This window comes from Hungatella sp. SB206 (genome assembly GCF_051132295.1).
Taxonomy (GTDB): domain Bacteria; phylum Bacillota; class Clostridia; order Lachnospirales; family Lachnospiraceae; genus Hungatella; species Hungatella effluvii.
Genome location: NZ_CP096603.1, coordinates 6,068,279 through 6,087,767, shown reverse-complemented (window position 1 = coordinate 6,087,767; position 19,489 = coordinate 6,068,279). Strand labels below are relative to the sequence as shown.

The 19,489-nt window shown below is 49.5% G+C and carries 19 protein-coding genes; 13 read left to right on the top strand and 6 right to left on the bottom strand.

The window, feature by feature from the left end; all coding sequences use genetic code 11:
- The first annotated feature begins 129 nt into the window (after positions 1-129).
- From larA to M1L66_RS26970, 4 genes are read left to right on the top strand one after another with little or no spacing between them, the layout of a single operon-like run.
- Positions 130-1,410: a nickel-dependent lactate racemase gene (gene larA, locus M1L66_RS26985; protein ID WP_187019792.1), complete on the top strand. Its 1,281-nt coding sequence runs from the start codon at positions 130-132 to the stop codon at positions 1,408-1,410.
- Position 1,411: 1 nt separating this feature from the next.
- A complete protein-coding gene (locus tag M1L66_RS26980) occupies positions 1,412-1,726 on the top strand; it encodes a UxaA family hydrolase (RefSeq protein ID WP_002602124.1) in 315 nt (104 codons plus the stop codon).
- 18 nt (positions 1,727-1,744) lie between these two features.
- Complete coding sequence (locus M1L66_RS26975) at positions 1,745-2,911, top strand: UxaA family hydrolase (RefSeq protein ID WP_242354538.1); 1,167 nt, start codon at positions 1,745-1,747, stop codon at positions 2,909-2,911.
- Positions 2,912-2,930: 19 nt separating this feature from the next.
- Positions 2,931-4,352 (top strand): GntP family permease, encoded by a 1,422-nt coding sequence (locus M1L66_RS26970; protein WP_434688882.1) that lies wholly within the window; start codon positions 2,931-2,933, stop codon positions 4,350-4,352.
- 29 nt (positions 4,353-4,381) lie between these two features.
- Here the strand turns inward: M1L66_RS26970 and M1L66_RS26965 are convergent, their stop codons facing one another.
- The 3 genes from M1L66_RS26965 to M1L66_RS26955 all read right to left on the bottom strand — a co-directional run bounded on the left by M1L66_RS26965 (position 4,382) and on the right by M1L66_RS26955 (position 6,754).
- Positions 4,382-5,053, bottom strand: a complete 672-nt coding sequence (locus M1L66_RS26965) for a GntR family transcriptional regulator (protein ID WP_187019788.1) — start codon at positions 5,051-5,053, stop codon at positions 4,382-4,384.
- A gap of 67 nt (positions 5,054-5,120) precedes the next feature.
- The gene (locus M1L66_RS26960; RefSeq protein WP_434688881.1) at positions 5,121-6,101 is read right to left on the bottom strand and encodes a 2-dehydro-3-deoxygalactonokinase; all 981 of its coding nucleotides are present in this window, start codon (positions 6,099-6,101) and stop codon (positions 5,121-5,123) included.
- Between the two features lie 20 nt (positions 6,102-6,121).
- Positions 6,122-6,754 carry a bifunctional 4-hydroxy-2-oxoglutarate aldolase/2-dehydro-3-deoxy-phosphogluconate aldolase gene (locus M1L66_RS26955; protein WP_187019785.1) on the bottom strand — a complete coding sequence of 211 codons (633 nt, stop codon included), beginning with the start codon at positions 6,752-6,754 and terminating at the stop codon, positions 6,122-6,124.
- Between the two features lie 369 nt (positions 6,755-7,123).
- Between M1L66_RS26955 and dgoD the strand changes: the two genes are divergently transcribed.
- From dgoD to M1L66_RS26930, 5 genes are all read left to right on the top strand, one after another.
- Positions 7,124-8,275, top strand: coding sequence for a galactonate dehydratase (gene dgoD, locus M1L66_RS26950; RefSeq protein ID WP_117623134.1), 1,152 nt, complete (start codon positions 7,124-7,126; stop codon positions 8,273-8,275).
- Positions 8,276-8,303: 28 nt separating this feature from the next.
- Positions 8,304-9,668 (top strand): ABC transporter substrate-binding protein, encoded by a 1,365-nt coding sequence (locus M1L66_RS26945; RefSeq protein WP_434688880.1) that lies wholly within the window; start codon positions 8,304-8,306, stop codon positions 9,666-9,668.
- Positions 9,669-9,752: 84 nt separating this feature from the next.
- Entirely contained in the window at positions 9,753-10,631 is an 879-nt protein-coding gene (locus M1L66_RS26940) for a carbohydrate ABC transporter permease (RefSeq protein WP_110324692.1), read from the top strand.
- The gene (locus M1L66_RS26935) at positions 10,624-11,457 is read left to right on the top strand and encodes a carbohydrate ABC transporter permease (protein ID WP_110324598.1); all 834 of its coding nucleotides are present in this window, start codon (positions 10,624-10,626) and stop codon (positions 11,455-11,457) included. Before M1L66_RS26940 ends, M1L66_RS26935 begins: the two co-directional genes overlap by 8 nt.
- Before the next feature lie 99 nt (positions 11,458-11,556).
- Positions 11,557-12,336, top strand: a complete 780-nt coding sequence (locus M1L66_RS26930) for an IclR family transcriptional regulator (protein WP_187019783.1) — start codon at positions 11,557-11,559, stop codon at positions 12,334-12,336.
- A gap of 162 nt (positions 12,337-12,498) precedes the next feature.
- Here M1L66_RS26930 and M1L66_RS26925 read toward each other — a convergent pair whose 3' ends face one another.
- From M1L66_RS26925 to M1L66_RS26915, 3 genes are all read right to left on the bottom strand, one after another.
- A complete protein-coding gene (locus tag M1L66_RS26925) occupies positions 12,499-13,593 on the bottom strand; it encodes a hypothetical protein (RefSeq protein ID WP_187019781.1) in 1,095 nt (364 codons plus the stop codon).
- Positions 13,586-14,740 carry an aminotransferase class V-fold PLP-dependent enzyme gene (locus M1L66_RS26920; protein ID WP_434688879.1) on the bottom strand — a complete coding sequence of 385 codons (1,155 nt, stop codon included), beginning with the start codon at positions 14,738-14,740 and terminating at the stop codon, positions 13,586-13,588. Before M1L66_RS26920 ends, M1L66_RS26925 begins: the two co-directional genes overlap by 8 nt.
- A gap of 170 nt (positions 14,741-14,910) precedes the next feature.
- Positions 14,911-15,645, bottom strand: a complete 735-nt coding sequence (locus M1L66_RS26915; RefSeq protein ID WP_434688878.1) for a helix-turn-helix transcriptional regulator — start codon at positions 15,643-15,645, stop codon at positions 14,911-14,913.
- Between the two features lie 367 nt (positions 15,646-16,012).
- On the opposite strand from M1L66_RS26915, the gene proC reads away from it, so the two are divergent.
- The 4 genes from proC to xerD all read left to right on the top strand — a co-directional run bounded on the left by proC (position 16,013) and on the right by xerD (position 19,292).
- The gene (gene proC, locus M1L66_RS26910; protein WP_434688877.1) at positions 16,013-16,810 is read left to right on the top strand and encodes a pyrroline-5-carboxylate reductase; all 798 of its coding nucleotides are present in this window, start codon (positions 16,013-16,015) and stop codon (positions 16,808-16,810) included.
- Between the two features lie 64 nt (positions 16,811-16,874).
- On the top strand, positions 16,875-17,423 hold the full coding sequence (locus M1L66_RS26905; protein ID WP_002602129.1) for an NUDIX hydrolase: 549 nt from the start codon (positions 16,875-16,877) through the stop codon (positions 17,421-17,423).
- Between the two features lie 91 nt (positions 17,424-17,514).
- Positions 17,515-18,141, top strand: coding sequence for a stage II sporulation protein M (locus M1L66_RS26900; protein ID WP_187019774.1), 627 nt, complete (start codon positions 17,515-17,517; stop codon positions 18,139-18,141).
- A gap of 263 nt (positions 18,142-18,404) precedes the next feature.
- Entirely contained in the window at positions 18,405-19,292 is an 888-nt protein-coding gene (gene xerD, locus M1L66_RS26895) for a site-specific tyrosine recombinase XerD (protein ID WP_187019773.1), read from the top strand.
- Positions 19,293-19,489 lie beyond the last annotated feature (197 nt).

The window sequence follows — 19,489 nt, the reverse complement described above, 5'->3', positions numbered from 1 at the left end:
ATTATATCAGAAATATAAAGCAAAATTGCATACAATCTACAACACACAATCTACAACGTGCGATTTTTGGACGGTTTCATTTTATAGTGTGATTTAAAAAGAAACAGATTATGAGAAGGAGGGATGAGGATGAAGACCATACAAATTCCATATTACAAAGGGACAATGGACCTTCACGTATCAGAACAAAATTTAAAGGCGGTGATTACTGCCAAAATGCATGAGTTCACCCGGACTAAGGAAGAAGGAGAACTCGTGGAGGAGGCGCTGGCGAATCCCATCGGAACGAAGCGGTTAAGTGAGTTGGCGGTGGGGAAGAAGAGGGTGACGCTTGTGACCAGCGACCATACGAGAGCCGTGCCCAGCAAACTGACGCTTCCGATTCTGCTTCGGGAGATCAGAAAGGGGAATCCGGAGGCGGAGATTACGATCCTCATAGGGACCGGACTGCACCGCGCGCCTACGGAAGAGGAGCAGCGCCGGATGTTCGGGGACGCCATTGTGGATCATGAGACGATAGTCTCCAATGACGCATTTGATCCGGATCAGTTTACAAATATCTGCTCGCTTCCTTCCGGCGCTGATTTTTATGTGAATAAGCTGGCGGCGGAGTGCGATCTTCTGCTGGCGGAGGGCTTTATCGAGCCCCATTTCTTCGCGGGATTTTCAGGGGGAAGAAAGAGCATACTTCCGGGAATCTGCAGCAAGGAGACGGTGAATGAGAATCACAGCTATCGGGCGATTGCCAGTCCGTATGCAGCTACGGGAGTATTGAAGGGGAATCCGATTCATGAGGATATGGTCTATGCGGCCAGGAAGGTCAACACTGCATTTATCTTAAATGTGGCGCTTGACGGAGAGAAGAAGGTGGTTGCGGCCTTCGCGGGAGACTTGGAGGCGGCCCATGAGGCAGGCGTGGAATTTATCCGGTCTCAGTCCCAGTGCCGGGCGGTGACCGGAGATATCGTGGTGACATCCAACGGGGGATATCCTCTGGACCAGAACCTGTATCAGAGCCCCAAGGCCGTGTCCACGGCAGAGGTGTGCGCAGGAGAGGACGGAGTCATCATCATGTGCTGTTCCTGCTGTGACGGTATGGGCGGAACCCATTTTGAGCGGCTGATTACACTGGGAACGCCGGAGGAGATCGACGCATATTTATCGAAGATACCGCCGAAGGAGACAATCGCGGAACAGTGGTGCCCGCAGATTTATTCCAGAATATTAAGAAAACACACAGTGATCGTGGTTACGACATTCCTGGATCATGAGATGGTGAGGCGAGCCAATATGATCCCCGCTTCCAGCCTGGATGAGGCGCTTAAAATGGCTTATGAGAGAAAGGGAAGCGATGCGGGCGTCGTGGTAATACCCGACGGAGTCAGTGTTATGGTGGTAAAGGAGGAATAACATGAGTCTGAAATTAGCTTTGAAGGTCAGTGATGATGACAACGTGGCTACAATTTTCGCTGAAGGCATTACGGATGGAACGGAAGTGGAGATCCGTGACAAAAAGGGAACCGGGGAGACGGTGACCGTAACAGGTGATGTTCCTTATGGACATAAAATAGCAGTTACAACAATTAAGAAAGGAGAGCTGATAAAAAAGTACGGAGAAGAGATTGGAATTGCTACCGCGGATATAAAAAAGGGGGAATACGTGCATGTTCATAATCTGGACAGCATGCGCGGACGAGGAGACTGGGCGGAGAAAGCCGCACAGTAGACGGAAAGGAGAGGATTAATGATGGAATTCATGGGGTACATACGCCCAGACGGAAAGGTGGGCGCCCGCAATTTCGTAGCGGTTATTCCCAGCGTGACGTGCGCCAATGACGTGGCGCTTGCCATCTGCCGCCAGGTCCAGGGAACGGTAACCTACCTGCATCATCAGGGCTGCTGTCAGCTGCCGCCGGATCTGGAGCGTGTGACGGACACCTTAATCAGCATAGGCTGTTCACCCAACACGGCCTCCGTGCTGATCGTAAGCCTGGGATGCGAGGGGACGGATCATGAGCGGATGGTAAAGGAGATTTCCGCCACCGGAAAACGCGTGGAGATTATCCACATTCAGGAGCTGGGCGGAGTCAGCAAGGCCATCATGGCCGGTACCAACATTGCGCGCCGGCTCGTGATTGAGGCCTCGGGCATGCAGCGTTCGCCTGCGGATATATCCAACGTCGTTATGGCGATCAAATGCGGCGCGTCAGACACCACCAGCGGCATGGCCTCCAACTGTGTGATCGGCTATGTGGCCGACCGTCTCGTGGATCTGGGCGCGACGGTGGTATTTGGCGAGACGACGGAGTTTATCGGAGGGGAACATTTGCTGGCGCGCAGAGCGGTCAGTAAAGAGGTGGGAGATCAGATCTACACCATTGTAAACAAGATGGAGGCCAGGGCGAAATCCTTAGGCTGTGATATGAGAAAAGGGCAGCCCACACCGGGAAATATCGCAGGGGGACTTTCCAGTATTGAAGAAAAATCGTTGGGAGCCATCGTCAAATCAGGAACAAAGCCGATTCAGGGCGTGCTTGACTATCCGGAACGGGTGACGAATCAGAAGGGCCTCTGGATCAAGGATACGCCGGGCAGAGAGCCGGAGATTCTGACCGGTATGGCGGCCACGGGGGCACAGTTTATGATGTTTTCCACCGGACGGGGGGCGCCTCAGGGGTTCCCGAGCATGCCAGTCATCAAGATCTGCGGTAATCCCAATACGTATGAGCGGATGGAAGACGATATGGATTTAAACGCCGGACTGATTATTACCGGTGAAAAGACGATTGAACAGGTAGGAGAAGAAGCGTTTGATAAAATGATACGGACCTTAAACGGAGAAATGACAAAGAATGAAGCGATCCAGTATTTCAGCTCGATCGATATTCAGTGTCTCGGTCCGGTCATCTAGTAGAAAGGGGAGTAACTGTATGAATCCAGTAATAGCTATGTTAATTGGTGTAGTCGTTATGATGGGACTGATTATCTTTACGCGAATGCATGCGTTTCCATCACTCATTATTTCTGCAATTTTAATCGGCATCTTATCAGGCATTCCGCTGGGGGAATCCATCAGCACCGTGACGAGCGGTTTTGGAGGGACGATGGCCAGTATCGGCATCGTGATCGGCTTCGGCTGTATCATGGGAATTTTCCTGGAGAAGAGCGGAGCGGCAAAGCGTATGGCTCTTACCATCTTAAAGATGGTAGGCGTGAAACGGGCCGATGTGGTGCTGGGCCTGACTGGCTTTGTGGTTTCCATTCCGGTGTTCTGCGACTCGGGATTCGTCATCTTATCGTCACTGGCAAAAGAATTTTCCCGTCTGACCAAGAAATCCATGGTAGGACTGGGCGGCATCCTGGGTATGGGCCTCTATATTACCCACTTTATGGTTCCGCCGACACCGGGACCTCTGGCGGTAGTCAGTACGTTCCAGAAAGAAGGCATCCCCGTTGATCTTGGTATGTTTATCATAGCAGGACTGCTTTTCAGTATTCCGCTGTTCATCGTATCCATCTTTTTATTCCGCTGGTTCGGAAACCGGTACCCTGATTTCATCGTTCCGAGCGAGATCGACAGAAGCAAGTATACGAAGGCTCAGCTGGTGGTTCTGGATAAGATTGATGAAAAGCTGAAAGAGGGAAAAGAGCTGGAGAACTCTGATTTTGAGGCGCTGCTGTCTACGGAAAAGCTTCCGTCAGCGGGCATTTCCTTTACGATTCTGCTGCTTCCCGTATTTTTAATTCTCTGCAATACCGTTGTCAGCCAGACCGCATGGAAGGCCAATGCCGTGGGAGGCGTGATTACCTTCCTCGGAAATCCTGTAATCGCACTGTTTATCTCTCTCTGTCTGGGCGCCTTTGTTCTGGCTAAGGACATGGATAAGAAGACGGTCAACGGAATGATGAACGACGCGTTAAAGGACGCGGGCCCGATCGTCTGCATTACCGCTGCAGGCGGCGCTCTGGGTGCGGTCGTGAAAGCAACCGGCGCGGCTCAGCTGATGGCAGACGGAATCGTTGCAGTAGGAATTCCGGGAATCCTGGTTCCGCTTCTGATTGGAACGATTATGCGTTTCCCGCAGGGCTCCGGCACAACCGCGATGATTACCGGTTCCGCGATCATCGCTCCCATGCTTACAACCCTGGGAATTAATCCCTACCTGGCCGGTCTGGCGGTCTGCCTGACCTCCATGTGTCCATCCTTCTTAAACGACAGTTATTTCCATGTGGTAACCAACTTCAGTGGAATGGATATCAAGACCAGCTTGAAGACATGGAGTATAGGAACCATTATCATACCGATCTTTGGTTCCATCCTGATCTGTATTCTGGCAGTATTTTTCCATTAATAGAAAAGATGCCCTCCTTTGGCGACAGGCTAAGGGAGAGCATCTTTTTTGTTTAAGTATACAATGATCTTTTCGCGGGCCAGCTCTAAGTGAGTCCGGTTGATCCGGTCGGCCTCCCGGGCGTTCCCGGACAGGATGTTCTGTATGATATTGGTATGTTCCGTCACCGATTCGTCAAAACGCTCCTTGCTGGTAAGGGAATAGATCCGGAACTGCTGTACCATGGAATAGACCCTTTCATAAGTGCTGATAACCAGGTTGTTGCCGCTCAGCTCGATGATCAGCTGGTGGAGTCCGGTGTCTGCGTTGATGTAATTCTGGAGATCATCAGCTTTATGGTAGTAGATTAAAGTATCCATGAAGGTGTTAAGCTTTTCGGCATATGCAGAGGTGAGATTCTGACCGGACCGCCGGATGGCATAGCTCTCCAGGATGATCCGCAGATCGAAGATATCTTCAATATCCTTCTGCGTATATTCCTTAACGAACACACCGCGGTTCGGGTATTCTACCACAAGTCCATCCGCGACCAACTGGCGCAGCGCCTCCCTGATCGGACTTCTTGAGACGGAGAGCGCGGCGGAAAGATCAGTTTCCTGAAGCCAGTAGCCCGGCGGGTAGACACCATTACAGATATCCTCTTTGATGATTTGGTATACCTGTTCCTTAATGGTAGTGACCGGTCTGCGTGTTCCTGCCATTGCAGTTTCCCCCTTAAATGATTTGTATAACAATCATAGTTGAAAAGGGGAAAAATGTCAATGTCTCCTAAAATCCCATAAGACTTAAAAATCCTTCTACGGCAAACGGAAATGACGGAGTGACAGGCACTTCCGTGATCTTAAACTGCGGAAACAGCTTATCGGCAAAGGCCGAAAAGATATCATACTGCATATGCGGTCCGGCCACGGCGATGGTTGCTGGTTTGTCCTGTGTGACGGAGACGATGGCATCCATGACCCCGCCGTTAATAACGCCTTCCAAGTAGGAGCGCCGCTCAGACAGCGTCGAACCGGCGAATAAGTCCATACTGCGGACGACGTACAGCGCACGGTTGAAACCGTACTGGTGGACGATATCGTATCCCATACAGACCATGTGGGGAAGAAGCTCCGTGCACTTCTCTCCATTGATGCTGGAACCGAGAATCGTGTGCCCGGCCAGGGCGTGATAGAGCTCCCCTGTTATGGTGGAAGAGATATTTTCGATGGTACCGTCGAACAGGAAAGCCGCCTGTGTATGGGAACCGGGAAGCAGGATGATGCTTCTGCCGCTGGCCAGACCAGGACAGCGGTGGAGAATTCCAAACAACTCAGTTTCCTCTCCGCGCATATTATTGGCATCAACCACAGTCTCGACGGAAGCTGTCATTCCCTGGGGAAGCGTCTTGATTCCGGGAATAATATGAACATTTCGCTGAAAGAAATCGGCCTCATAATAAGTGACAATACTGTTTTTCAATTTTTTAAAATCCACAGGGGTGGACAAGTGCTCAATCTCTGTCAATCCGGAGGGACTGGAGATCATTCCGGACATATAGATATCCGCCACCTGCGTATCGGCAATTCCTGATTCGGAGAGGAGCTGGTCATAGAGCCGTTTTAATGCGGATATGAGGACAGCCCGATTTTGATGCAGAGCGGAATCGCGGGAACCGACCGGAATTTCTCCGCGGTTTAGAATGGTTCCGCCCTTTAAGAGGCAGGCCCGCGTGTTTGTTGTACCTGAGTCAAAGTAGAAGTAATACAAGGAAACACCAACTTTCTTATTTAAAGTTTTGCCGCATAAGCGGCGGCAAGCATTCGGATCCTGTCAAAATCCCCTTCCTGTACAGCCTGTTTGCTGACAATATTGGAACCAATGCCCACACAGCAGGCTCCTGCATCGAAGAAGTCCCGGATATTTTCCAGGCTTACTCCGCCGACTGCGGCAAGCGGAATGTGATGAAGCGGGCCGCGAAGCGCTTTTATGTAACCCGGACCGGCGGAATCAGAGGGGAATACCTTTACAATATCGGCTCCATCGGCATAGCAGCGTGCCACCTCCGTTGCGGTATAGGCGCCGGGCATGGAAAGAAGACCGAGGCGCTTTGTCTCACGGATAATGGAGGAATCTGCATTGGGCGAAATAATGTAGGCGGCTCCTGCGTCATACGCTGCATGGAGCTGCCCGCTGGTCATGACGGTGCCTGCACCGATTAGGACCCGCCCCTCGAATTTCTGGTTTAAAGTGCGGATGATATTTGCTGTAACCTCCGGCGCGGCCGTCTGGTCAAAGGTGATCTCGGCCAGGCGAAGCCCGCCCGCGAAGATAGCCTCCACTGTCTTTTCCGCATAATCGGAATCCAGGCCGCGGATAATTGTGATGATACCGCCTGCCAGAACTTTATCAAAAGTTGTCATGATGATGACCTCCTGTTTAAAGAACATGAAAAGTAAAATGAAGTTGATAATCTGAAAAAAGGGGGTTCCTATATAAGAACTTAGTTCTTAAAGGGTTAATTATATTATAGGCGTGAGGAAAAGCTTTTGTCAATTGTTTTTTGCTAAAAGAAAAAATATAATAATAATATGCTAGAAAAATTGAAGTACAAAAGAAGAAAGGAGTACATAATAAACAATAAAAACAGAAAAAAGAGATTTTCTGTATTGACAGACGGGAAAACATGGGGTATAGTAAAAATATGGTTAATATAAGGAACTGAGTTCCTATATACGAACAAATAAGCGAGAAGTACGAATAACGAAATAGAAAGGGATGTAAGGAGAGAAATGAAAATTACAGACATGAAGCTCTATTTTATGCCACACCGTTTTCTGCTGTTAAAGATTGAGACGGATGCAGGAATTTGTGGCTGGGGAGAACCTCTGGTAGAAGGAAGAGCTGCAACACTGGAAGCTTCCGTGAATGAGTGGCGCGACTATTTTATAGGAAAAGATCCGCTGCGGATTGAGGAGCACTGGCAGACCATGTACCGCCGCGCCTTTTATCGGGGAGGTCCGGTGTTGATGAGCACGATCGCCGGTATCGACCAGGCGTTGTGGGATATCAAGGGGCGTTATTATCATGCTCCTGTCTATGAGATGCTGGGGGGAAAGGTCAAGGATAAGATTAAGGTATACCGAAGCATACACGGTGATACGCCGGAAGAAGTGGCAGAGGATGCGAGACAGGCGGTCAGAGAAGGCTATACAGTCATTAAGACTTCGCCGACAGACCCCACCCACTATGTAGATACGCTGCAAAGCGTGAATAAGCTGGTGGAAAAAGTAGGAGCAATCCGTGATGCCATCGGTAACAACATCGATATGGCCATTGATTTTCACGGAAGAATTCACAAGCCTATGGCAAAGGTTCTGGTCCGGGAATTAGACCAGTTTCATCCGCTTTTTATGGAGGAACCGGTGCTTCCGGAGAATAAGGAAGCGCTGCGTGAGGTAGCGAAGTATACATCTGCGCCCATTGCCATAGGAGAACGAATGTACAGCAGGTGGGATTATAAATCTCTGTTTGAACAGGGATATGTGGATATTATCCAGCCCGATTTGAGCCATGCGGGTGGTATCAGCGAAGCGAGAAGAATCGCAGCCATGGCGGAAGCTTACGATGTGGCAGTTGCGCCGCACTGTCCTCTGGACGCGATTGCATTTTCTTCCTGTATTCAGATGGGAGCGGCGACACCGAATCTGGTGCTTCAGGAGCAGAGCATTGATATTCACGATGCAGGCGATACGAACCCGAGGATTAATTTCTTAAAGAATAAGGAAGTATTTCATTTTAAAGATGGTTTTGTTGAGATTCCCGAAGGACCGGGACTCGGCGTAGAAGTAGACGAGGAGATGGTTCAGGAACAGAACAAGAACCGCCATAACTGGAAGAATCCAATGTGGCGGACCTACGACGGAACACCAATTGAATGGTAATGATAAAGAGATACAAGGAGGAGAAGAAATGGTTAAAAAGAATCTGGCAATTGGATTATCAGTAGTGATGGCGGCTTCTATGCTGGCCGGATGCGGTGGAAAAGAAGCGGCTCCGGAGACTACGAAAGCGGCAGCTGCAGAGACACAGCAGACGGAAGCAGCAAAGACAGAGGGGGAGACAGAAGCTGCAAAGGAAAGCAGTGGAGAGAATGTGACGATTACTTATATTTCTTCCACGATTCTGGAGTCTCCGGAGGGAGACTTTGAAAAGAAGTGTATTGAGGAGTTCAATGCGCTGGGCAACGGAATTACCGTGGAAGTAGAGGGCGTCAGCGCCAATGATCTTATGAAAAAGTACATAACGCTGGCAACATCGGATTCCATGCCGGACTTCTTCCTGGCGAACATGCTGGATACCGCTACGATTGTGGACATGGGGCTGGCTGCGGAAATCGCACCAATTTTTGGTCAGGACTACGTGGATGGATTTGAAAGTGTCAGCCTTGCAAGCGCAAGTGTAGACGGAGTGGCTTACGGAGCGCCATGGTTCAGCGGAGCATCTGGTATTGTTTACCGTAAAGATATCTTCGATGAAAAAGGGGTAGCGGTACCGAAATCATGGGATGAATTTGTAGAAGTATCCAAAGCTCTGACGGGAGACGGAGCCTACGGCAATACCCTGGTCGGCGCAAACAATGGTTCCGGCGCAGGAAGGTTCCAGTATGTGATCTGTAACTTTGGTGTGGATGAGTTTATTCTGGGAGATGATGGAAAGTGGACTACCGATATCGGTTCTCAGAAGTATATTGACGCACTGCGTGCCTACACCGATCTGGATGTGACTTACCACACCTGCCCTCCGGGAGTCATTGAGACCGATTATCCGACCGCAGTCAATCTGTTTTCATCAGGCAAAGCAGCCATGCTGATTACCGGCTCCAATGCAATTGGTGCGATAACCTCTCAGGTTCCGGAGTTAAAGGGCAAACTCGGTTCCTTCCCGGTACCGGCAGTGGAGCGTTCTGTCAGCACACCGGGTGGGTTTGGATATTTCATTACACCTGGAAAACATGAAAAAGAATCTGCTGAATTTATTAAGTTTATGCTTGAGAAGGAGAGAGCGCTTGAATTTTCTGTTATGACAGGCCGTCTTCCAACCCGTACAGAGACTCTTGACGATCCGAGCATTAACGATATGCCGGAGCTGGCCGGTTTCTTAGAGGCACGCCAGACCGTTTATGAAACACCAAATATTCCAGGCTACAGCGAGATCAACGATGTACATGGACAGGCATATCAGTCTGTATTCACCGGAGAATCGACTGTAGAGGAGGCAGCAGCCAAAGCGCAGAAGAGAGCGCAGGAGATCTGTGACGCCGCGAATGAAGGTTAAAGTACCAGCCAGGAAAGACCGGCTCTGCCCTCCGGCAGCCGGTCTTTCCTGTATGTTGAGGGGAGTGATTATTTGAAGCACGGAATGAATGGAACGATGAATCGGGTAAAAACGCGCGTTGCGGCCTATGGCTTTGTCACGCCTGCGGTGATTACGCTGGCTTTGCTGCTTCTTTATCCGTTCTGTTATGGAATCTATATCAGCTTTTTTAAGACGAATCTGGTCAACAAATGGAATTTTATCGGCCTGAAAAACTATGCAAAGGTTTTGACGGAGGCCGATTTTTATTCCAGCATGAAGATCACACTGATCTTTACGGTCGGCGTCGTACTGGGACACTTTATTTTTGGATTTTTATTTGCGGTTATGCTGAACCGGGATATAAAGGGGCGCACCGTATTCCGGGCTATTTTACTGCTTCCATGGCTCTTTCCGGAAGTTGTAATCGCTAACCTGTGGCGGTGGATTTTCAATCCTACCATGGGATTTTTAAACAGTACGCTGGTATCCATGGGGATTTTGCAGGAACCGATGTCCTGGCTGGGATCTCCGAAGCTGGCACTTGCAGTACTAATCTTTATCTGTATCTGGAAAGGATACCCTCTCGTGATGATCCAGCTTCTGGCCGGACTTCAGACTGTGCCGGGTGACATCATTGAGGCGGCCAGAATCGATGGGGCCACCAACTGGAAGACCTTCTGGTATGTGACGGTTCCCAGCATGAAATCGACACTTTCCGTTACCCTGATTCTCGATGTCGTATGGTGGTTCAAGCATGTGACGATGATCTGGCTGCTGACCCAGGGCGGTCCCAACGGCGCAACCAATACCATCGGCGTCAATATCTATAAGCGGGCATTCGAATTTTTCGATTTCGGTCCGTCGTCCGCCCTGGCGGTTGTGGTGTTCCTGATCTGTATTGTTATCAGTATTATGCAGAGGAGGTTGTTAAAGGATGAATAGTCAAAAGAGAATAAATGCGCTTTGCTATATGGGATTGACTCTGGGAAGCTTAATCGTCCTTGTGCCGATTCTCTATATGGCCTCCACCTCATTCAAGTCAATCAACGAGATTATGACCAGCTCCACCGTAACGATGTTCCCAAAGACATTTTCTTTGGAGGCATACAAAAACGTGATAACAGAGTATCCGTTTTTTACCTATTTAAAGAACAGTGTGGTTATCTCCACGGTGGCAACCGTGCTTGCGGTCCTTTTCTCCACGCTGGCCGGCTATGGATTCTCCCGTTTTCAGTTTAAAGGAAAAGGGATGATCATGATGTTCATTCTTGTGACGCAGATGTTTCCGGCGGTTATGCTGTTTGTACCCTATTATAAGCTTCTTACAATCTATGGACTGGCCAATTCCAGAAGAGGAATCATTCTGGTTCACATCGCCAGTGTCATACCGTTCTGTTCCTGGATGATGTATGGATTCTTTAACAGCATTTCACGGGAACTGGACGAGGCGGCCAGAATCGATGGCTGCAGCCATTTGAAGATATTCTGGAAAATTATTGCTCCGCTGACGCTGCCTGGTCTGATCTCCACGACCATTTACGCATTTATCCAGAGCTGGAATGAATATATGTTTACCATGCTGTGTATTACATCGGATAAGATGAAGACGTTACCGGTGGCGATCGGACAGATGGCGAGTTACGATAAGATCATGTGGAACGACTTGATGGCCGCTTCCCTGCTCTCCAGTCTTCCCGTCGTGGTAATGTTTATTTTCCTGCAGCGCTACTTTATCAGCAGCATGACGCAGGGGGCTGTAAAAGGTTAATTAATGCTTGTACTATTTGGAAAAAGTGTGTACAATAAGAATAACTGTTCAGCTGTGCGGCAGATACACAGCTGTAAATAAAAGAAGAGGTGTTAGAACGTGCCAAACGAGGAACTTCACCGCGCGACGAAACGCGTGATTGATACGCTGGAGCAGCTGACGGCGGCGCCCGCCCAGGGAATGACGCTGACAGAGCTTGCTTCCGCATTAAAAGCTCCGAAAAGCAGCCTGTTCCCAATTGTACATACGCTCTGTGAGCTTCATATGCTGTCCCTGAATCCTGATACGGGCCGGTACTGTATCGGGTACAAGGCTTATGAGATTGGTAATGTATATTTAAGAAGAGGCGGTCTCACCACCGACATTCAGACGCAGATGCATACGATTGTGGAAGCCTGCGGCGAGACCTGCTACTTTGCCCAACTGGTAGAGGGAGACGTGTTCTACCTCTATAAGGTGGATTCCACCGAGCCGGTCCGTTCCGTGGTATCCCCGGGACAGCGGCTGCCCGCTTACGCGACGGGAATCGGGAAAGCGCTGCTGTCAGGAAAATCAAAGGACGAACTGAAGCGATTGTATCCGGACGGCTTAAAAGCGCTGACACCGAATACGATAACCGACATAGACAGGCTTTCATACCAGCTGGATGAGATACAGAGAAACGGGCTTGCCTTTGAATGTGAGGAATCAACCCAGTACATTCGCTGTGTGGCTGTACCCATCCGGCGGGATGGCGGAGTCATTGCGGCCATGAGCATCGCCATGCCGGTATTCCGGTATGATCCGGAAAAGGAAGCGCTCACGATCCGGCTTTTAAGAGAAGCGCAGCTTCGTCTGGAAAAATTGCTGAAAAACGCAGATTTCAATGGGATTATGTAGCTGTGGAAGGCGGTAAGAGCTGTGGGGAAGGAAAGCCGCAGCTATGAGAGACATTTCCTGATAAAAAAGTAAAGCTGATTTCTGTGGATCAAAACGGTCCATGGAAATCAGCTTTTTTATGTAATAGGAAAGTGCTCCTATTACATAAAAAGCCCCTTTTAGCTATAATATAGCAGCAGTCTTTCGATACTCCCCATTCAGTATAACAGCCTCTGTCGAAAACGCTTTGTGAAAGGTCCGCGAATTTCCCTGACAGTCCTCATACGTCTCCGTATGATTCACGATGCGGAACAGTGTGGCATTCTGAACTGTACTTAAGCGGCACCAGCCGGTGAGTCCCAGCGCCGTCGCGGGACCTGTGGTGACACCGTAAAGAATGTCTTCCAGAGAAACACCGCAGCCGTATAGTTTGGAGAGCAGAACAGCCATGTTTCGTACCAGTTTTTTCACAGAGCTCTGGTGTAAATCGGTTCCCATCAGGAAGCGGGGCAGCGGGTGGCGGGCGGCTCTTTCAAATACATCGAAATCAAAGCTGCTGCTTCCGTGTCCCACATCAAGCCAGACGCCACGGTCGATCAGCTTCTGAAGTGCTTCTGACGGTGTACCGTCAGGGTTCCACACGTCGCCGCCGCGGCCATTGAATACATGGGTTATGATGTCTCCCTTTTCAAAATACGGTTCCATGTCCTTTAAATACGGGGGATTTCCTCCGACGTGAACCATCATCGGAACACCTCCCTTCCGGGCGGCAAGGCTGGCTAAGCGCAGCGGTTCGAGACCCTCGTGACGGATGGTCTCACTGCCCATACGCACCTTCACACCGGAAATCAGTCCGGGATGTTCGGCCACACATGCGCCACAGCGGTCAGCATTCAAATACTGCATGGCATTGTAATCGTGATGGAAGATCACGCCGATCGGGCTGATGCAGAGGAACAGCCTGATATTCGTTTCAATAGTCGGCGCCACATACTTTGTAAAGCCGTGAAGTGTGTACTCTCCCACGGTTCCGGCATCGACCAGAAGACAGGTTCCTGTCTTCCAGCCAACCGCATCGGCTTCCGTACCGAAAAGGCCGAATCCGTCAAAGATGTGAGCGTGCATATCGATCCATCCGGGGCTTAAGAAAAGATCTGTTTCGGGCGGGCCGTCGTTTCTGTATTCGACATGCCAGTCTCCATCCCGGCCACAGAGCTCGCCGTTAAAGAAACGGTTTTTTTCGGCATCGTAGTATCGGACCAGCGTTTTTTCATTCATGAGAACGCCCCCTTTCCGGCAAGGTGAGGAAGCGGTTCAGTTTCTGAATCAGAATTGGGAGATCCGGTTCACGCAGATTGATGGCGTTGATGAAGATGCGGCACGGATCACCCGTGGGATCTTTGGGGTTAAAGGTTCCGATATCTATCCGTTCCGGTGCAGAATACAGGAAGTCATAGCACTCTTTTCCCGTGGTTCCATCGGTGAACTGAAGGTAGAGCATGGGAATCTGCTGGCCGAGACGTCCGGTTTCCTCTATGTAGCTGTGATACCCTGGAACTTCGGAAAGAGAGGCCTTTATGTGCTCCAGTACAGCCTTTAGTTCCTGATACTTCGCCTCCTCATTAAGGTCAAGGAAATCCATGCAGGCCCGGTAAAACGCCGCATACTCCTCCTTGCCTACCTTATAGGGCCGGCCGATTCTTACGTTAGGACTGGCCATGGCCCGGCAGTGGTCGAGAATCTCATGGCGCCCCAGCACGATCCCCGTCGTCTGAGGACCGTTAATGAATTTTCCGCCGCTGAAAATGACGGCATCCGCTTTTAAGTCCACGGTATACCAGGACATCAGAGACTTCGGAGGAAGCTGAGCCGCCGCATCTACGATCACGGGCACACCGGCCTCGTGGGCTGTCTCAATCACATCCCTTAAGTCGGGAGTGGTCCATTCATAAACGGTTCCGGTGAAGAAAAAGACGGCGGCCGTCTTCGGGCCGATGGCCTCCTGAAGCGATTTAATACTGTCCGCCACAGGAATAAGCGATGCGCCGGAAAGCTCGGTTAAATGCCAGTAGGGAAGAATCGGACAGTTCTTCTGAGACGCAAATACGATGATTTCATTTTTCGGGCAGGCAGAGGCATCCGGCAGCTGGTACATCAGCTCTTCGTTTCCCCTGGTCATACAGGCGCTGGCAGTGAGAACGACGCAGGCTCCCGCCCCCGATGAGATAAACGCCGTCTCATTGCCTGTGCGCTCTGCAATTCGTTTGCAGATGGCATCAGATAATTCTCCGATGTCCACAAAGCTTTCTGCGGCTTCCTGCATGGTCTCGAGTGTGCGGCGGCTCATGCGGGAACCGCCGATTCGTGTGTAGGTATCGCTGGCATTGATGATTCTGTCCACATTTAGTTCGTCATAAATATTCATTTTTCCCCAGTCCCTTCTCTTTTGGTGTTTATTTCAATCCACATTCTGAGTCCAGAATACAAAACCCAGAATGACATAGTAGCTATGCTGCCATTTTATCCGGTTGCCCGGATTGTTTTGACCTCATGTCAGTGGGGGATATCTGCCTGCCACAAGTTTGTTTTTGCGATTCATCTCCCACCTGTAGAGGCTGGGGGAATTCTCGTTGATTTTGTTAAACTTTTGGTGCTTAAATTGCACTCACCATTCTCGGCTCTGGCCAGATCCAGATAGTTATACAGTGTATAGCGGGAAATCTTTAAGTAATCACAGACCCGGTCACTGGCTTTGGTGATCAGAAAAGCGCCCTTTGCGTCAAGATATCCTGTAAAACGGATTTTTTCCAGACGGTTCATCTCTTCTGCCGGTTTCCCAATCAGTTCACCAGCCTGTTCAATAAGAAAATCGAGTACATCACTGATGTTGCCTGCAAACGTCTCCTTGCATTCCTCTTCCGGTTTTTCTGTCTCCATGCCGGGAACGTAACGGTTATACTGGTGCAGTATCCCTTCCAGGGCGACGGTCTGCGTGATATCCAGATTAATGCAGAGTGAGCCGATTACATTACCGTCATCGTCATAGAGAAACATTGTGGAAGAGCGCAGAATCTTTCCATCTGGTGTGTGGACAACGTAGTTGTACCGGTCTCCGTCCTTAACTTCTCCGCGCAGTACCTCCAGGCCAAGGTTGCTTCCGCAGTCACCGATTTTGCGCCCGGTAATGTGGCCGTTACGGATATCAACGACCGTATGGGCGTAATCCCTGGTCAGATCGTGCAGAATCAGTTCACAGCGGTTGCCGAATTCATTCTCCAGCATGTTTAAAAGCCTTTGCCAGAATGGCCAGTTATCGTAGATAGTTTTCATAAACCCCTCCGTTATTGTTGGCTTGTCTTTTCTTATTTAATTTTATCACTGAAGTATGAACTGGTCAAATAAAATGTTGAAAAGAATATGGAAAAAACGATAAAATCAACAAAAAGTATGAATATAACCTGACAAAAAGTAGAAAAAATTAATATGAAATAAAAAAAATAGGCAAAATGTCAGGAAACAGCCAGATAAAGTTAAAAAATATATGGATATATGGATGAGTATAAAATGAATTATTTTTTGAGCGGAATTATTTGAAAAAGGAATTTCCTGGTTCTGCGGCCATTGAATAATGAATGGAAGAGTGTTAGAATATGTATCATTGAAACAGGCTGAACATAAGGAACAGGAGGCATCGTATATGGCGAAGATTGGAATTATCGGCATCGGCAATATGGGCAGTGCGATTTTAAAGGGGCTGCTTCATGTATATGGTAAGGGAGACATCATTTTCACGGATGTGAATGAGGAGAAATGCGAAGAGATCACGGAGGAGACGGGAGTCACTCATGTGGGAAGCAACGCGGAATGTGCCAACCAGGCGAAGTACATCATTCTGGCGGTAAAACCCCAGTATTTCGATTTGGTGCTTAAAAATATCCGCAATGTGGTGACGGAAGCCAATGTGATTATTTCCAGTGCACCGGGAATCACCATCGGCCAGCTGAAGGAAAAGCTGGGAATAGAAAAACGGGTGGTGCGGGCGATGCCGAATACACCGGCGCTCCTGGGCGAAGGGATGACGGGCGTCTGCTACGATACAAAGGCGTTTGATGATGAGGAAAAAGAGACCATCCGGGAGATATTCACCTCATTTGGTGAGATGTGTATCGTGGAGGAACGGCTGATGAGTGCGGTTGTCTGTGCCAGCGGAAGCTCTCCGGCCTATGTATACATGTTTATCGAGGCCCTGGCTGACAGTGCGGTGAAGTACGGACTCCCACGGGACACCGCCTATAAGATGGCGGCCCAGACCGTTTTGGGAAGCGCGAAGATGGTGTTGGAAACCGGAGAACATCCGGGGGCGCTGAAAGACAAGGTCTGCTCGCCGGGGGGTACGACGATCGCGGCGGTAGCAGCGCTGGAGGAACATGGGTTCCGCAATGCGGTGATTAAGGCGGGAGACGCCTGTTATGAGAAATGTGAAAATATAAAATGATGCCACTTATCAAGATGGCGAAATATATAATTAAGAAATAAAGTGTAAAGATGGAGGATATCAGATGGAACAGCCGCCGGTAAAGCGTTTGAACAGGGAACTTAAGTATCAGGGAACAATTTTAAAGATCTACGAGGACACAGTCGAAGCAAATGGGCATGAGGCTCACTGGGATTTTATCCATCACAACGGCGCGGCAGCAGTGGTTCCCGTGACGAAGGAAGGAAAGCTTCTGATGGTCCGCCAGTACCGGAACGCACTGGACCGCTATACGCTGGAGATTCCGGCCGGCGCTCTGGATTTCCCGGAGGAGCCGAAGCTGGACTGTGCGCACAGGGAGCTGGAAGAGGAGACTGGATTTAAGACAGACAAAGAAAAGATGGAGTATTTAATCAGTGTGAACACGACCGTGGCCTTCTGTGATGAGGCCATCGACATCTTTGTAGCCAGGGAACTGGAGCCGTCCAGACAGCATCTCGATGATGACGAGTGCATCGATGTGGAAGAATGGACAGTTGCTGATTTGGAAAAGCTTATTTTTGAAGGTAAAATTACGGACGGAAAGACGATTGCTGCCATCATGGCATACGCCAGAAAATACCACGTGGAATAACCGGACGGTTTAGCCGCCCCGACGAATCCGGTGCATAGAAATTCCCTTACAGGCATAGATTGTGACAAGACCTGTGAGGGGTTTTTTGTATATGGCCATACGACTTCGAACCATGGGACCGAGACTTCGGATACGGGGCGGTACGTTTACGCCCATCCATTTTCGAAAAAGCCCGGCTGCCCTGCCTGCCGTGGGATACGGAAGCGGCGGAAACCGTTTTATCCTGTTCTTTTTTGCCGGACTCCTGGCAGGGACAGCCGCGGCTAATTTCCTGCATGCTTCTTTAAGCGATCAGGCGGGATACTATTTAAATCTGCTGAGCCACCAGTCGAATCTGGGAAGAACGGAGCAGCTGGCACTGTTTGGAGATATCTGTCGTCAGAGAATGATTGAAGTGCTGATCGCCTGGCTGATCGGCCTGACCGCCTACGCGGTGCCGTGCTTCTGCGTTCTGAGCACCGGTTTCGGCCTGTCGGTGGGGGTGGTCTTATCCGTTATGACGGGACAGAAGGGAATTCTGGGACTGCCGTTTTTTCTTGCGAGTGTGATGCCGCAGGCATTTCTGTACGTACCGGTCTGGTGTCTGCTGCTTATGTGGGGAATCAGGAGAAACGGAAGACTGAGAATTCCGGCGCTGCTTCTGGTGCTGGCATTTGTGGCTGCCGGAAGTGCGTGCGAGGTGTGGCTGAATCCCTACTTCCTGAGTATGACTGGGTAAAAATGTCTGAAAGACCGCATGAAAAGGGCATTTTCAGGCTAAATGACGAAAAAAGTCAAAAAAATATTTAAAACTTTTTTTACAACATGTTGCGAGAAAAATCCCTGCGTTTCCAACATGTTGTACTTTTTATGTAAAGTAGTACGAAAATGCCCCCAAAGTGGGAAAAATGTGTTTGATTTTATCGAAATAACTCTATATAATGGATAGGAAGAGGCCGATTTTGGGGCTGTTTTGATACCGGCAGGTTAGGGGACGTAGAGATGGTTACGGAGATAAATGAGTTTGTAAAGTACTTAAGAGAGGTGAAGAAGACCTCTAAGAATACGGAGGTCTCTTATCAGAGAGACTTACTGCAGCTGGCTTCCTATCTGGAGGCACAGGGAATTACGGATGTGGAAAAGGTTACAAAGACAAGCCTTAATTCCTATGTGCTGTATCTGGAGAAGGAGGGCAGGGCTACTACAACCATTTCCAGGACTCTGGCTTCCGTGAAAGCGTTTTTTCACTATGAATTCGGAGAGGGACGGATTCGGAGAGATCCGGCGGAACTTATAAAGGCTCCGAAGATTGAGAAAAAAGCCCCGACCATACTGACGGTGGAGGAAGTGAACAGCTTACTGGAGCAGCCAAACGGCGATTCGCCGAAGGAGATCCGGGACAAGGCCATGCTGGAGCTTCTTTATGCTACGGGAATCCGTGTTTCGGAATTGATTAATTTAAAGGTGGAAGACATCAATCTGGCAGTCGGTTTTATCACGTGCCGGGATGAACATAAAGAGCGCATGATTCCTTTCGGGAAGGTTGCGAAGCAGGCCATGCTGAATTACATGGAAAACGGACGCGTCAGTCTGTTAAAGGGCCAGGAGAGCGAGTGGCTGTTCACCAACTGCAGCGGCCGCCCCATGAGCCGCCAGGGCTTTTGGAAGATTATTAAATTTTATGGAGAAAAGGCCGGTATTCAGGCGGATATAACGCCTCATACGCTGCGCCACTCCTTCGCTGCCCATCTTCTTAAGAACGGAGCCGATATTCACGCGGTTCAGGCCATGATGGGCCATTCCGATATGGCGACGACCCAGATGTACATGAATTACGCCCAGGGAGAGGCGGTTCGCAGTGCATACGCGGGGGCACATCCGAGAAATTAACAGAGAATTTTATGAAAGAGCCAGTTTTCAGTACCTGGCTCTTTTTTGATGCAGTAAACAGCAAAATTTCAGGAGTAACGATCATTTGGGGTAAAAATTTTACGATATATGCTTGAAATTGTTCTACCGATTTCAAATCGTTTTAGGGTATATTAGCAATTAGATCACAGGCAGTGTGTCCTGGTGCAGAATTCGTA

Excerpts from the sequence above, each read along its gene's own strand:
- larA (WP_187019792.1), top strand. The coding sequence starts at position 130 with ATGAAGACCATACAAATTCCATATTACAAAGGGACAATGGACCTTCAC.
- M1L66_RS26980 (WP_002602124.1), top strand. The coding sequence starts at position 1,412 with ATGAGTCTGAAATTAGCTTTGAAGGTCAGTGATGATGACAACGTGGCT.
- M1L66_RS26975 (WP_242354538.1), top strand. The coding sequence starts at position 1,745 with ATGATGGAATTCATGGGGTACATACGCCCAGACGGAAAGGTGGGCGCC.
- M1L66_RS26970 (WP_434688882.1), top strand. The coding sequence starts at position 2,931 with ATGAATCCAGTAATAGCTATGTTAATTGGTGTAGTCGTTATGATGGGA.
- M1L66_RS26965 (WP_187019788.1), bottom strand. The coding sequence starts at position 5,053 with ATGGCAGGAACACGCAGACCGGTCACTACCATTAAGGAACAGGTATAC.
- M1L66_RS26955 (WP_187019785.1), bottom strand. The coding sequence starts at position 6,754 with ATGACAACTTTTGATAAAGTTCTGGCAGGCGGTATCATCACAATTATC.
- dgoD (WP_117623134.1), top strand. The coding sequence starts at position 7,124 with ATGAAAATTACAGACATGAAGCTCTATTTTATGCCACACCGTTTTCTG.
- M1L66_RS26945 (WP_434688880.1), top strand. The coding sequence starts at position 8,304 with ATGGTTAAAAAGAATCTGGCAATTGGATTATCAGTAGTGATGGCGGCT.
- M1L66_RS26940 (WP_110324692.1), top strand. The coding sequence starts at position 9,753 with ATGAATGGAACGATGAATCGGGTAAAAACGCGCGTTGCGGCCTATGGC.
- M1L66_RS26935 (WP_110324598.1), top strand. The coding sequence starts at position 10,624 with ATGAATAGTCAAAAGAGAATAAATGCGCTTTGCTATATGGGATTGACT.
- M1L66_RS26925 (WP_187019781.1), bottom strand. The coding sequence starts at position 13,593 with ATGAATGAAAAAACGCTGGTCCGATACTACGATGCCGAAAAAAACCGT.
- M1L66_RS26920 (WP_434688879.1), bottom strand. The coding sequence starts at position 14,740 with ATGAATATTTATGACGAACTAAATGTGGACAGAATCATCAATGCCAGC.
- M1L66_RS26915 (WP_434688878.1), bottom strand. The coding sequence starts at position 15,645 with ATGAAAACTATCTACGATAACTGGCCATTCTGGCAAAGGCTTTTAAAC.
- proC (WP_434688877.1), top strand. The coding sequence starts at position 16,013 with ATGGCGAAGATTGGAATTATCGGCATCGGCAATATGGGCAGTGCGATT.
- M1L66_RS26905 (WP_002602129.1), top strand. The coding sequence starts at position 16,875 with ATGGAACAGCCGCCGGTAAAGCGTTTGAACAGGGAACTTAAGTATCAG.
- M1L66_RS26900 (WP_187019774.1), top strand. The coding sequence starts at position 17,515 with ATGGCCATACGACTTCGAACCATGGGACCGAGACTTCGGATACGGGGC.
- xerD (WP_187019773.1), top strand. The coding sequence starts at position 18,405 with ATGGTTACGGAGATAAATGAGTTTGTAAAGTACTTAAGAGAGGTGAAG.